At 73.7% G+C, this 12609-nt stretch carries 12 protein-coding genes and 1 pseudogene; 9 read left to right on the top strand and 4 right to left on the bottom strand.

Going from position 1 to position 12609, the window contains the following annotated elements; genetic code table 11:
* Positions 1 to 3: 3 nt before the first annotated feature.
* The 6 genes from ACF1AG_RS05730 (at position 4) to dnaK (ending at position 8384) form a co-directional block, all read left to right on the top strand.
* Positions 4 to 2022, top strand: a complete 2019-nt coding sequence (locus ACF1AG_RS05730; RefSeq protein WP_387797534.1) for a phage holin family protein — start codon at positions 4 to 6, stop codon at positions 2020 to 2022.
* Positions 2023 to 2151: 129 nt separating this feature from the next.
* Complete coding sequence (locus ACF1AG_RS05725; RefSeq protein ID WP_193455768.1) at positions 2152 to 3213, top strand: ATP-binding protein; 1062 nt, start codon at positions 2152 to 2154, stop codon at positions 3211 to 3213.
* On the top strand, positions 3210 to 5030 hold the full coding sequence (locus tag ACF1AG_RS05720; protein ID WP_391809366.1) for a hypothetical protein: 1821 nt from the start codon (positions 3210 to 3212) through the stop codon (positions 5028 to 5030). Before ACF1AG_RS05725 ends, ACF1AG_RS05720 begins: the two co-directional genes overlap by 4 nt.
* 99 nt (positions 5031 to 5129) lie before the next feature.
* Entirely contained in the window at positions 5130 to 5558 is a 429-nt protein-coding gene (locus ACF1AG_RS05715; protein ID WP_033273722.1) for an OsmC family protein, read from the top strand.
* Positions 5559 to 5641: 83 nt separating this feature from the next.
* Positions 5642 to 6388 carry a glycerophosphodiester phosphodiesterase family protein gene (locus tag ACF1AG_RS05710; protein WP_359752012.1) on the top strand — a complete coding sequence of 249 codons (747 nt, stop codon included), beginning with the start codon at positions 5642 to 5644 and terminating at the stop codon, positions 6386 to 6388.
* 97 nt (positions 6389 to 6485) lie between these two features.
* Positions 6486 to 8384 carry a molecular chaperone DnaK gene (dnaK, locus tag ACF1AG_RS05705; protein ID WP_359600689.1) on the top strand — a complete coding sequence of 633 codons (1899 nt, stop codon included), beginning with the start codon at positions 6486 to 6488 and terminating at the stop codon, positions 8382 to 8384.
* 13 nt (positions 8385 to 8397) lie between these two features.
* Here the strand turns inward: dnaK and ACF1AG_RS05700 are convergent, their stop codons facing one another.
* A complete protein-coding gene (locus ACF1AG_RS05700; RefSeq protein ID WP_359600688.1) occupies positions 8398 to 9261 on the bottom strand; it encodes a helix-turn-helix transcriptional regulator in 864 nt (287 codons plus the stop codon).
* Between the two features lie 192 nt (positions 9262 to 9453).
* Between ACF1AG_RS05700 and ACF1AG_RS05695 the strand changes: the two genes are divergently transcribed.
* Complete coding sequence (locus ACF1AG_RS05695; RefSeq protein ID WP_359600687.1) at positions 9454 to 9870, top strand: hypothetical protein; 417 nt, start codon at positions 9454 to 9456, stop codon at positions 9868 to 9870.
* On the opposite strand, the gene ACF1AG_RS05690 is transcribed toward ACF1AG_RS05695, so the two are convergent.
* A complete protein-coding gene (locus ACF1AG_RS05690; protein WP_391809365.1) occupies positions 9852 to 10670 on the bottom strand; it encodes a helix-turn-helix domain-containing protein in 819 nt (272 codons plus the stop codon). The genes ACF1AG_RS05695 and ACF1AG_RS05690 overlap by 19 nt on opposite strands.
* A gap of 126 nt (positions 10671 to 10796) precedes the next feature.
* On the opposite strand from ACF1AG_RS05690, the gene ACF1AG_RS05685 reads away from it, so the two are divergent.
* Both ACF1AG_RS05685 and ACF1AG_RS05680 read left to right on the top strand, forming a co-directional pair.
* Positions 10797 to 11102, top strand: coding sequence for a 4a-hydroxytetrahydrobiopterin dehydratase (locus ACF1AG_RS05685; RefSeq protein WP_137209192.1), 306 nt, complete (start codon positions 10797 to 10799; stop codon positions 11100 to 11102).
* 5 nt (positions 11103 to 11107) lie between these two features.
* A complete protein-coding gene (locus ACF1AG_RS05680; RefSeq protein WP_391809364.1) occupies positions 11108 to 11851 on the top strand; it encodes a class I SAM-dependent methyltransferase in 744 nt (247 codons plus the stop codon).
* 50 nt (positions 11852 to 11901) lie between these two features.
* Here the strand turns inward: ACF1AG_RS05680 and ACF1AG_RS05675 are convergent.
* A pseudogene (locus tag ACF1AG_RS05675) lies at positions 11902 to 12117 on the bottom strand (peptidase E); the annotation flags it as partial.
* Positions 12024 to 12581, bottom strand: a complete 558-nt coding sequence (locus ACF1AG_RS05670; RefSeq protein WP_391809363.1) for a chloramphenicol phosphotransferase CPT family protein — start codon at positions 12579 to 12581, stop codon at positions 12024 to 12026. The pseudogene ACF1AG_RS05675 and the gene ACF1AG_RS05670, both read right to left, overlap by 94 nt.
* Positions 12582 to 12609: the final 28 nt, after the last annotated feature.

The following is a 12609-nucleotide window of genomic DNA, read 5'->3' as shown; positions in this document are numbered from 1 at the left end:
ACCGTGTGGGCGGTCTCCACGCTCACCATGCTGGTCCTCGCGGGCATCCTGCCCGACTTCCGGCTGCGGTCGGCCGACGGCAGCAGCGCCACCGACATCGCGGTCACCGCCGCCCTCGGCGCGGGCGCCTTCGGCCTGCTGTCCGCCCTGGTCTGGCCGCTCCTGGTGCGGCTCCTGCTGCTCGTCCCGGCGCTCGTCCTCGGCGTGCTGGTCTTCTTCCTCAACGGCGCCCTGCTGTGGGTGGCGCTGCGCCTCAACCCCGTCGAGCGCGGCTCGGCGGCCCCCGAGACGGCCGTGGTGGTCGCCGCCGTGATGTCCGCCGTCGCCTCCGCCACCGGAGGGGCCCTCGCCGTCCGAGACGACGACGCCTACCGGAGGCGGTTGTACCGGCTCGCGGACCGAAGACGCCGCTCCGACCCGCCCTGCCCGGCCACCCCCGGCACGGTCTTCGTCCAGCTCGACGGCGTCGGCCACGACATCCTGCTGGCCGCCGTCGACAAGGGCCTCATGCCCACCGTCGCCCGCTGGCTCGGCACCGGCGGCGACCGCCCCACGCATCGCCTCACCCCCTGGCGCACCGACTGGTCCAGCCAGACCGGCGCCAGCCAGCTCGGCATCCTGCACGGCAGCAACTTCGACGTCCCCGCCTTCCGCTGGTACGAGAAGGCCCGCCGCGAGGTGATGGTCTGCAACCGGCCCACCAGCGCCGCCGAACTCCAGGCCCGCGCCATCGAGCACTCCGGCCACGCGGGACTGCTCGCCAAGGACGGCGCCAGCCGGGGCAACCTCTTCGGCGGCGGCGCCGACGAGCAGGCGCTGGTGCTGTCCATCGCCGCCCGCCGCAGGGGCCCGGCCGCCCGCTCCCGCGCCGGCTACTTCGCGTACTTCTCCGACCCGGCCAACGCCGTGCGCACCGCCCTGTCCTTCGGCGCCGAGGTGGGCCGGGAGATCGGCCAGTCCGTGCGCGCCCGGATACGCGCACAGCGCCCCCGCGTCTCCCGCGGCGGGCTGTACCCGCTGGTCCGCGCCTTCGCCACCGTCGTCGAGCGGGACGTCGTCACGGCCGCCGTGATGGGCGACGTGCTGGCCGGGCGCAGCGCCGTCTACGCCGACCTGGTCGCCTACGACGAGGTCGCCCACCACTCCGGTCCGACGAGCCGCGACACCGAGCAGGTGCTGCGCCGCCTCGACCGCGCCCTCGCCCTCATCGAGAACGTCGCCGAGCACGCGCCCCGTCCGTACCGGATCGTCGTGCTGTCCGACCACGGGCAGAGCCCCGGCGAGACGTTCCGCTCCCGCTACGGACTCACCCTCGCCGACCTGGTGCGGGCCGGCTGCGGGCTGCCCGTCCCGCGCCGCGCCCGCCGCACCCACAGCGGCGCCGAGGCCCGCGCGGCGGTGCGCGCCGCGCTGCGCCGGCCCGTCGAGGAGGGCGCCGAGCACTACCGGCCCACCCGCGGCTCCGAGCCGGTCGTGCTCGCCTCCGGCAACCTCGGCCTGGTGTCCTTCCCGGACGTGCCGCACCGCATGACCAAGGAGGAGATCGACGCCCGGCACCCCGCGCTGCTGCCGACCCTCGCCAACCACCCCGGCATCGGCTTCCTGCTGGTCCGCAGCGAACGCCACGGCGGGGTCGTCCTCGGCGCGTACGGCGCGGAGATCCCGCTGGACGACCTCGACGACAACCCGGGCCCGCTGGCCCCGTTCGGACCGGGCGCCGCGGACGTCGTGCGCCGCACCCACACCTTCCCGCACACCGCCGACATCATGGTCAACTCCTTCCACGACCCGGCGGACGGCGAGGTCCTCGCCTTCGAGGAGCAGATCGGCTCCCACGGGGGCCTCGGCGGCGCCCAGTCCAGGCCCTTCCTGCTCTCCCCGCTCGTCCTGTCCGCGCCGGTCCCCGAGGGCACGGAGCTGGCCGGCGCCGAACAGGTCCACCACGTCCTGCGCCGTTGGCTCACCGAGGCCGACGAGTCAGGCACCCGCCCCCTCCCGGACCACCGCGAGCGCGCGGCCTGAACGCGGCAACGGGGGCGTCGCGGGCGGATATTCGCGTGACGGACACGCCCTCCGGTTGAGAACCTCGACCGCGAGTCGTCCACCCCCGTGTCGCCCGCGCCCGCCGAGGCGCGGAGAGGGAGCTTCCGCGTGCAGGCAGCCGTCACCGTCACCCCCGCCCGTGTTCCGGAGCTGCTGCTCGGGCTGGCGACCGTGCGGCCCGTGTTCCTCTGGGGAGCGCCCGGCATCGGGAAGTCCTCCCTGGTCCGTGAGTTCGCCGAGAGCCTCGGGCTGGAGTGCGTGAGTCTGCTGGGCACCCAGCTCGCCCCCGAGGACCTGATCGGCGTGCCGCAGATCCGGGACGGCCGCTCGGTGTTCTGCCCGCCCGCGTCGATCGCCCGGGACGAGCCGTACTGCCTGTTCCTCGACGAGCTGAACGCGGCCACCCCGGACGTGCAGAAGGCGTTCTACTCGCTGATCCTGGACCGCCGCATCGGCGACTACGAGCTGCCCAAGGGCTCCGTCGTCATCGGCGCCGGCAACCGCGCCACCGACAACGCGCTCGCCCGTCCGCTCGCCTCCGCGCTGGTCAACCGCCTCGCCCACGTCCACCTGGAGGCGTCCCCGAAGGACTGGCTGGTGTGGGCGGCGGACAACGGCATCCACCCGTGGATCACCGACCACCTCACCGACCGCCCCGGCCACCTGTGGTCCAAGCCGCCCAAGACCGAGGAGCCGTTCTCCACCCCCCGCTCCTGGCACATGCTCTCCGACGCGCTGCACTCCTTCGGCCGCGACCTCGACGAGGACACCCTGAAGGTCCTCGCCCACGGCACGCTCACCCCCGCGCACGCCTCCGCCTTCTGCGGCTACGTCAAGATCGTGCGCAGCCGTTTCGGCATCGACGCCGTGCTCAAGGGCGACGCCCGCTGGCCGCACCGCCCCGAGGACCGCGACCTGCTCTACTACCTCGCCGAGTCCTTCCGCGGCCGGCTGGTCAAGGAGCTGCCCGCGTCCAAGGAGCACATGTCCGCGGCCGGCCGGCAGATCGCGTACCGCGCCAAGTCGCTGCTGGTGCAGCTCGCGGAGATTTCCGTCGAGGTCGCGCAGACGGTCATCGCCCCGGACGCCGACGGCAACCCGGTGCTGCCGTCGTGGTTCCTCGTCGAGGCGGCCCGTGACATGCCCCGGCTGGTGGAGGCGCGCCGGTGAGCCGTCCCCGCGGCAAGGGCCCGCACGCCCAGGGCGACAAGCAGCGCCGCAAGCGCGACCTCGCGGAGGAGGCGTTCACCGCGGGACTGCGGATCATGAAGGCCAACCCCGCGCTGGCCGCCGTGGAGGCCGACGTGTGCCGCCGCGAGGACTGCGAACTGTCGCCCCGCGACGGTCTGGTGCGCGTCGACTCGGACGCCGTGCTGCACGTCCACCCCGACCGCACGGCCGACCCGGAGACCTGGGCGTGGGCCCTCGCGCACGCCGTCCTGCACCTCGGCTTCGGCCACGTCCCCGCCGCCTCGGGGCCCCGCACCCAGCCGGACGCGTGCGAGCTGGCCGCCCGCTGCGTCGTCGTCGACCGCTTCCTGCTCGGCTCGCCCGTCGGGCGGCCGCCCGCGGAGCTGCCCGCCGCCTACCCCGACGGCGACGAGGAGCGCCTCGCCGCCGCCTGGCGGCGCACCGGCGTCCCCGAGCCCTACCGGCGCTGCGGCACGGCGGGCGGCGAACCCGACCTGCACCTGACCGGCTGGGACGGTTGGTACGGGCAGCCGCCCGACCACCAGCTGGCGTTCGCCTCCGCCCTCACCCGCACCGTGGCCGCCGCGATGGACGTCGCGGGCGGCCGCCGGGACAGCCTGGACGGCGCTCCCGCCCCGCGCCGCCCCTGGCACAAGGCGCTGAGCTGGTTCGTCTCCTCCTACCCGCTGCTCGGCGGCATCGCCTCCGGCATGACCCTGGTCGCCGACGCCGAACTGGCCCGCGCCCACGGCATCTCCGTCGCCGCCGTCAACGCCGAGGCCGGCGAGATCTACGTCAACCCGCTGCGGGTCCTGGAGGACGAGGAGTGGCGGTTCGTGCTGGCGCACGAGATGCTGCACGCCGCCCTGCGCCACGGTGACCGCTGCGGCCCCCGCGACCCGTTCCTGTTCAACGTCGCCTGCGACTTCGTCATCAACGGCTGGCTCGTCGAGATGGAGATCGGCACGATGCCCGCGGGCCTGCTGTACGACAAGGATTTCGCCGGACTGTCCGCCGAGGAGGTCTACGACCGCGTCGCCGGCGAGCGCCGCTCCCGCCGCCTGGCGACCCCGCGCGGCAAGGGCCTGGGGGACGTCCTCGGCGCCCCGCTCGGCCCGCCCCGCGACTGCGTCGACCTCGACGGCTTCTACCGCCGGGGCCTCGCCCAGGGCCTCGACCTGCACGACCGTCAGGAGCGCGGTCTGCTCCCGGCCGGCCTGGTCGAGGAGATCCGCGCCCTCAGTCATCCGCCGCTGCCCTGGGACGCCCGGCTCGCCCGCTGGTTCGACGAGTTCGTACCCCGCCCCGAGCCGCTGCGGTCGTTCGCCCGGCCCTCCCGGCGTCAGGCGTCCACCCCGGACATCCCTCGCGCGGGCCGCTGGTACCCGCCCGAGGAGGTGGCCCGCTGCACCTTCGGCGTCGTCCTCGACACCTCCGGCTCCATGAACCGGATCCTGCTCGGCAAGGCCCTCGGCGCCATCGCCTCCTACGCCGGGTCGCGTGACGTGCCGGCCGCGCGCGTGGTGTTCTGCGACGCGGCCCCGCACGACGCGGGTTACCTGCCGGTCACCGAGATCGCCGGGAGGGTGCGGGTGCGCGGCCGGGGCGGCACCGTCCTCCAGCCGGGCGTCGACCTGCTGGAGCGCGCCGACGACTTCCCGCGCGGTGCGCCGGTGCTGGTCATCACCGACGGCTGGTGCGACGTGCTGCGGGTGCGGCGCGAGCACGCCTACCTGATCCCGCAGGGCGGGACCCTCCCCTTCACCCCGAGAGGGCCCGTCTTCCGGGTGAGTTGAGCCGTGATGTGATCGGATGGGACAGGACGCCCGCGCTCCGGGCGTCCGGACCGAGCACCGCCGGACACCCGGCCGGACTTTTCTCGAAAGGACTGCGTCATGGCAACCACGCGCGCCGCACACACCGTCTGGGAAGGCAGCCTCTTCAAGGGCAGCGGGGTCGTCGCCTTCGACTCCTCGGGCGCCATCCCCGAGCAGCCGGTCACCTGGGCCTCGCGCGCCGAGGACGCGAACGGGAAGACCAGCCCCGAGGAGCTGATCGCCGCCGCGCACTCCAGCTGCTTCTCGATGGCCCTGTCCAACGGCCTCGACAAGGCGGGCACCCCGCCCACCAGGCTGACCACCAACGCCGAGGTCACCTTCGTGCCGGGCCAGGGCATCACCGGCATCCACCTCACGGTCGAGGGCACGGTCCCCGGCCTGGACGAGGCCGGTTTCGTCGCCGCCGCCGAGGACGCCAAGGTGAACTGCCCGGTCAGCCAGGCGCTCAAGGGCACCGAGATCACCCTGACGGCGAAGCTCGCCTGAACCGTCCGTCCCCGCAGGGCCATCGCAGGCCGCCCCCGTCGCCGGGGCGGCCTGCGCCGCGTCCGCCGACGGAAGCCACCGCCATGACCTCGCACCGCCCCGCCGTGTCCGCCCACCGTGGAGGCGCCGAGCGCGCCGCCCCTGCCACCTGGGAGGCGTACCAGGACGCGCTCGCCTCCGGCGCCGAGTACGTCGAGTTCGACGTGCGGCGCACCGCGGACGGCGTCCTCGTCGTCCACCACGACGCCCGCGTGGGCGGCACCGGGCCCCTGCTGTCCACGCTCACCCGCGCCGAGCTGGACGCCCGCGCCGGACACCCGGTGCCGGTCGTCGAGGACGTGATGCAGCTGATCGCGGGGAAGCTCGTCGCCCATCTGGACCTGAAGGAGACCGGCTACGAGCGGGAGCTGCTGGACCGGGCGGTCGCCCTGCTCGGCGAGGACGGCTTCGTCGCCACCACCCTGGAGGACCGCTCCGTCGCCGCCCTCACCGCCGCCCGCCCGCGCGTGCGCACCCTGCTCTCCCTGGGCCGCGACGGCCGGGACCTGGGAAGGCGTCGCCTGGTGCGCACCCGGATCAGCGAACTGCTGCCGCTGCGCCGCGTCCGCGCCTGCGGCGCCCACGGCGTCGCCGTGCACCAGCGGCTGGCCCGCGCCACCGTGCTGCGCGAGGCCGCCCGCGGCGGACTGTTCACGATGGTGTGGACGGTCAACGACGACACCGCTCTGCGCGCCTTCCTCGACGACCCGCGCGTGGACGTCCTGGTCACCGACCGTCCCCGCCGCGCGGTGACACTGCGGGACCACCCCGACGGCGGCGACGCCCGCTGACCCCTCTCCGCCCGCACGCTTGACAAGGGGCCGCTCAAGTTTTGTGCTGGAAGTGTGGGAAGACCGGAGCGCAGCCCTGACGGAAGGGATGACAACGATGGGACGTGCCGTCGGAATCGATCTGGGAACCACGAACTCCGTGGTCGCCGTGCTCGAAGGCGGTGAACCCACCGTCATCGCCAACGCGGAAGGCGCCCGCACCACCCCCTCGGTCGTGGCCTTCGCCAAGAACGGCGAGGTGCTCGTCGGGGAGGTCGCCAAGCGGCAGGCCGTCACCAACGTCGACCGCACCGCCCGCTCGGTCAAACGGCACATGGGCGACGCCCAGTGGCGGTTCCCCGAGCAGGGCTCCGTCGACGGCACCCGCTACCGGGCGCAGGAACTCTCCTCCCGCGTGCTGCAGAAACTGCGCCGGGACGCCGAGTCCTACCTCGGCGAGGACGTCACCGACGCCGTCGTCACCGTGCCGGCGTACTTCGACGACACCCAGCGGCAGGCCACCAAGGAGGCCGGCGAGATCGCCGGGCTCAACGTGCTGCGCATCATCAACGAGCCCACGGCCGCGGCGCTCGCCTACGGGCTGGACAAGGAGAACGACCAGACCGTGCTGGTGTTCGACCTCGGTGGCGGTACCTTCGACGTTTCGCTGCTGGAGATGGGCGAGGGCGTCATCGAGGTGAAGGCCACCAACGGCGACACCCGCCTCGGCGGCGACGACTGGGACCAGAGGATCGTGGACTGGCTCGCGAAGCGTTTCAAGGGCCAGTACGGCGTCGACCTGGCGCAGGACAAGATGGCCGTCCAGCGGCTGCGCGAGGCCGCCGAGAAGGCGAAGATCGAGCTGTCGTCGTCCAGCGAGACCACCATCAACCTGCCGTACATCACCGCCTCCTCGGAGGGCCCGCTGCACCTGGACGAGAAGCTCACCCGGGCCCAGTTCCAGGAGCTCACCGAGGACCTGCTCGACCGCTGCAAGAAGCCCTTCCACCAGGCGGTCGAGGACGCCGGGGTGCGGCTGTCCGACATCGACCACGTCATCCTCGTCGGCGGCTCCACCCGGATGCCCGCCGTGACCGACCTGGTCCGCGAACTCACCGGCAAGGAACCGCACAAGGGCGTCAACCCCGACGAGGTGGTCGCCCTCGGCGCCGCCCTCCAGGCCGGTGTCATCCGCGGCGACGTCAAGGACGTGCTGCTGCTCGACGTCACCCCGCTGTCCCTCGGCATCGAGACCAAGGGCGGCATCATGACCAAGCTGATCGAGCGCAACACCACCATTCCCACCCGGCGTTCGGAGATCTTCACCACCGCCGCCGACAACCAGCCCTCGGTCGGCATCCAGGTCTACCAGGGCGAACGCGAGATCGCCGCGTACAACAAGAAACTCGGCACGTTCGACCTGACCGGCCTGCCGCCGGCGCCGCGCGGGGTGCCGCAGATCGAGGTGGCGTTCGACATCGACGCCAACGGCATCATGCACGTCTCCGCGAAGGACCTGGGCACCGGCAAGGAACAGAAGATGACCGTCACCGGCGGCTCGGCCCTCCCGAAGGACGACATCGACCGCATGATGCGGGAGGCAGAGCAGTACGCCGAGGAGGACCGCAGGCGCCGGGAGGCCGCCGAGACCCGCAACCAGGCCGAGCAACTCGTCTACCAGACCGAGAGGTTCCTCACCGAGAACGGCGACAAGGTGCCCGGCGACACCAGGTCGGAGGTGGAGTCCGCCGTCGCCGACGTCAAACGGCTGCTGGAGCAGGAGTCGCCCGACACCGCCGAGCTGCGCACCGCCGTGGAGAAGGTCGCCACGGTCAGCCAGCGCATGGGCCAGGCGATGTACGAGCAGACCGGCGCCGCCAGCGGCGCAGCGGCCGGGCCCGGCCCCGCGGACGGCGGCGGGACGTCCCAGGGTTCCCAGGGGGACGACGACGTGGTGGACGCGGAGATCGTCGACGACGACAAGGACACCGGCGGACGCCAGGAGGGCGCGGCCTGAGCCCGCGGGCGCCTCACAGGCGCTCGCGGCACTCCCGCAGCAGCTTCTCGGTGCGCCGGGCCGAGGCCGCACGGGCCGTCATGTGGTCCAGCACCTCCAGGTGCACCGAGACCTCCTTGCGGGAGTCCAGGTACAGCGCGCCGGTCAGGTACTCCGTGAACACCATGTCCGGCAGCTCCGGCTCGGCGAACCGGAACAGCGAGAACGGCGCGTACGTCCCCGGGTGCGGCCCGTCGGCGAACTCGGCGATCTGCAGGGTGATCCGGTCCCGCTCCGCGTACTCCAGCAGCTTGTCGAGCTGGTCGCGCATCACCCGGCTGTCCCCGCTCACCGGGCGCCGCAGCACCGTCTCCTCCATCAGCACCCACAGGTGCGGCGGGTCGGGACGCTCCAGCAGCTTCTGCCGCTCCATGCGCAGCGCCACGTGCCGCTCGACCGTCTCCGGGCCCGCCGTGCCGATCGTGCCGGCCTCCAGCACGGCGCGCGCGTAGTCCTCCGTCTGGAGCAGTCCGGGGACGAAGTGCGGCTCGTAGGAGCGGATGATGCCGGCGGCGCCCTCCAGGCTGACGTACAAACTGAACCACTCGGGCAGCACGTCGTGGTACCGCTGCCACCAGCCGGGCCGGTTGGCGTCCTCGGCGAGCGTGACGAACGTGTCCGCCTCACCGTCGGGCACCCCGTAGGCGGTCAGCAGCATCTGGACGTACGGGATCTTCAGGGCGACCTCGGCGGTCTCCATCCGGCGGACGGTGGCCGGCGCCACCCGCAGTATGCGGGCCGCTTCCTCCCGTGAGAGGCCCGCGGCCTCCCGCAACTCGTACAGCCGCCGTCCCAGGACCACCTGGCCCACCGTGGGTGCGGCCCGCCGCTCACTCAACGCCACGCCTCCCCAACGTGCTCGGGCATGCGCTCATCCTGTCATGTCCCTCCGAGACTCTCACGAGCCGCAGGTGAACGCCCTTCTCCCGCCGCCCGCCGCATTACTCCGGACGTAATCGACCCGGCCGCGGACGCACGGGATCGTGGACGCACCGAGTCCCGCACCGCTCCCGACGGAGGATGACACCCCATGTCCACGACCCCGCCGACCGTGCCCGCCCTGACCGAAGCCCCCCTGCGCCGCCTGCTGGCCCTCGACGCCCTGGTGACCGGCGCCAACGCCCTCGCCTACCTCGCCCTGTCCGGACCGCTCGGCCGGTTCCTCGGCATCGGCTCCGGGCTGCTGCTCGCGCTGGGCGCGTTCCTCGCCCTGTACGCGGCAGGCGTGGGCCTGCTGGCCGCCCGGCCGCATCCGCCGACGGCCGGGGTGCGCGGTGTCGTCGAGGTCAACCTGGCCTGGACGGCGGCGAGTTTCCTCGCACTGGTGCTGTGGCTCTCGCCCACCACCGCGGGCGCGGTGTGGGTCGTGCTCCAGGCGCTCGTCGTGGGCGGCCTCGCCCTGGTGCAGCACCAGGCGCTGAAAGCACGTCAGTCCAGCCAGGTCTGAAGGTACGCGGCCGTCGCCGGGTCCGCCGGGAGCAGCGTCTCCACGGCCAGCTCGGCGACGGTCACGTCCATCGGGGTGTTGAACGTGGCGATGGACGACACGAACGACAGCGTCCGCCCCCGGTGCTCGATCACCATCGGCAGCGCGAAGTACGCCACCGGCTCCGCCGGCTCCTCCGCGTGTCCGGCGGCGACCGGCGCCGGGTACGCCGCCACCTCGTCGTACAGCGCCCGCAGCCGGTCCGAGCGTCGCAGGGCGATGTTCCGCCGCATCTGCTCCAGCAGGTGCCCGCGCCACTCCCGCAGGTTCCGGATCCGCGGCGCCAGCCCCCGCGGGTGCAGGGTGAGCCGCACCGCGTTCAGCGGCGGCGTCAGCAGGCTCTCCGGGACGCCCTCGAACAGTGCGAGCACCCCACGGTTGGCCGCCACCACGTCGTACGCCGCGTCCACCACCAGCGCCGGGTACGGCTCGAACCCGCCGATCAGCCGATCGATGCCGGTGCGGACGACCTCCAGCGCCGGGTCGTCCAGCGGGGTCTCCGGGTACCGCGGCGCGTAACCGGCCGCCAGGAGAAGCGCGTTGCGCTCCCGCATCGGCACGTCCAGGTGCTCGGCCAGCCGCAGCACCATCTCCTCGCTGGGCCGGGACCGGCCCGTCTCGACGAAGCTGATGTGCCGGGCGGAGGAGTCGGCGCGCAGGGCCAGCTCGAGCTGGCTGACCCGCCGCCGCTGCCTCCAGGCGCGCAGCAGCGGACCCACGCCCTCGGTGCGGGAGACGGTTTCGGAGGGGGCAGCGGTCATGGCAGGACGGTAGCCGAGGAGCGGCCGCGCGGGGGAGCCGGCCGCCGCCCGCCCCAAGGCACGAGGGGAGCTTCTGTGGCAGCCTGGACGCGCCACGAGAGCCGACCCGGCGAAGGAGCACCGCGCATGCCCGTCGAACCGCTGTCCCGGACGGAGATCGAGTCCCGGCTCGCCGAGCTGCCGGGCTGGACGCTCGACGGCGACCGTCTCACCCGCGCCTACCGGCTGGACTCGCACATCGCGGCGGCGGCCATGGTCGTGCACGTCGCCCGGGTGCAGGACGAGCTGGACCACCACTCGGACCTCACCCTCGGCTACAACACGGTGTCCCTGTCCGTGCACACCCACAGCGCGGGCGGCGCCGTCACCGGGAAGGACCTCGAGCTCGCCCGCAGGGTGGAGGACCTGGCGCCCGCCCACGGGGCACACTGAGGCGCGTGCTGGACTACGACGAGGAAGCGGAGCGCTACGACGCCCTGCGCGGCGGTGAACCCCGCGCGGCGGCCGCCGCCGAGGCCGTCATGAGCCTCGTCCCGCGCCGGGCGCGACGCCTGCTGGACGTGGCCTGCGGCACCGGCATCGTGACCCGGCTGTTCCCCGCGTCCGGCCCCGGACCGCGGGTCACCGGGGTGGACCTGTCGACGTCGATGACGCGACGCGCCGCCGCACGTCTCCCGGGAGCCGTGGTGCGCGCCGACAGCCGCCGGCTGCCCTTCCGGGACGCGAGCTTCGACGCGGTGGTCAGCGTGTGGCTGCTGCACCTGCTGACCGACCCCGCCGACGTGCGCGCCGTCGTCGCCGAGTGCGCGCGGGTGCTGCGGCCCGGCGGGGTGTACGTCACCACGGTGCACAAGGGGCTGTCGCACAACGTGGGCAGCGACATCGACGCCGTGCTCGCCGAGCGCCCGCCGAGCCCCGTGCCCGACGACCCCGCGACGGTCGCGGCCTGCGCGGCCGGGCACGGACTGGTCCCGGCGGGGGAGGCCCGCTTCCGGGGCCACGGCCAGGGCCGCAGCCCCCGCCGCACGGTGGACGACCTGCGCCGCGGCTGGTTCGTGACCCTCCCGCCCGGTCACCCTCTCGTCGACGAGTTCGCCGCCCGCCTCTCGGCCCTCCCCGACCAGGACCGCCCCCGCCCGGACCCGGTCTTCACGCTGAGGGCGTTCCGCAGGACGGCGTAGGGTCACCCGCCCAGCGGACGACAGGGCACCGCCTCCTCGACGGTCCCCGCCCCGCCGTCCGTGGGCACGAAGCACACCTTGGGCCGTGAGGCACGCGCATGCCGCAGCACCCAGTCGTCGAGCACCCCGTCCTCGTCCGTGGAGAACCCGCCCCCGAGCAGCGCGATCCGGCTCACCGTCCGCTCACCCCCGCCGTGGCGCGGAGCCGTTCGAAGGCGGTGGGGGAGGGGCGGTCGGGCAGGAAGGCGACGATGGCGCGGGCACAGTCCGCCGGGCTCGTCGTGGTCGTGTCGCACTCGACGTCGTACACGCCGTGCGCGTGCACCTGCGCGTACTGCCGGGCGGCGAGGCCCGCCGGGCGGTCGCCCCGCTCCCGCTCACGCCGCTCGGTCTCCTCCAGCGAGCACCGCACGCCCACCAGGACGACCTCCCGCGGGTCGAACAGCTCGAGACAGTCGGCCAGCCGCCATTCCTCGCTCAGCACATGGTCGACCACCACGTTGTTCCCCGCAGCGGCCATCCCCGCGACCGCGCGGTGGTACCCGCGCCACGTCCGGTGCAGCACGTCGGGCAGCCGGCCGGCCCCGACCTCCCGGCTCGTCCGCATCCGGTGAAAGGCGTCCACCGGCATGTGGAAGTACGGCTCCTCCAGCACGCCCAGCAGCTCCCGGGCGATACTGGACTTGCCCGAACTGGACGTGCCGTTGAGGAAGATGATCCGTCCGTGCATCGAGGCGGCTCCTTCAGGTCGCCGGCGG

Origin of the sequence: Streptomyces sp. NPDC014764, assembly GCF_043082785.1 — a bacterium.
GTDB lineage: Bacteria > Actinomycetota > Actinomycetes > Streptomycetales > Streptomycetaceae > Streptomyces > Streptomyces althioticus.
The sequence above is the reverse complement of the archived record's forward strand: the minus strand, read 5'-3'. Positions and strand labels throughout refer to the sequence as shown.